Genomic DNA, 533 nt, shown 5'->3' on the forward strand with positions numbered 1-533 from the left:
GGCACGTACCTACGCGGGCTACAGTAGCGCAACCGGAGCGTTTACCGCAGAAAGTCGCGACGGGGCCATCCTTGTCAGGGTGGCGGCTGACCCTATCCGCTACGAACGCCGCCTGGCCGACGGCAGCGTCGAAGAGTATGCCTTCTCGGACGGTGCCGTCGCCTATCCGCGACGTATTTTTCTGACCCGGCTCCGCGACCCCTCGGGCAATGCTGTCGACCTGTCCTACGACGCACAACGGCGGCTTGTCGCCCTGACCGACGCGGTTGGGCGCCAGACCGTCTTTGACTACCAACTGGCAGGTCAGCCGTTGTTGCTGACCCGAATCACGGATCCTTTCGGGCGCAGTGCCTCGATCGACTACGATGCCCAAGGGCGTCTGAGTCGCATCACCGATGTCCTTGGACTCACGTCCTCCTTTACGTACAACAGCGCCACCTTCATCACGGCGATGACGACACCGTACGGGACGACGCAGTTTGCCTTTGGCGAAAGTGGCACCACCCGCTGGCTCAACATCACCGACCCCCTGG

Annotated in this window: 1 protein-coding gene; it reads left to right on the forward strand. The window is 62.9% G+C overall.

Going from position 1 to position 533, the window contains the following annotated elements; genetic code table 11:
- Positions 1–533 (forward strand): RHS repeat protein (locus tag DNK49_RS23280; protein WP_133255178.1); only part of this gene is annotated, 533 nt, incomplete at both ends.

The organism is Parazoarcus communis SWub3 = DSM 12120, from assembly GCF_003226565.1.
Classification (GTDB): Bacteria; Pseudomonadota; Gammaproteobacteria; order Burkholderiales; family Rhodocyclaceae; genus Parazoarcus; species Parazoarcus communis.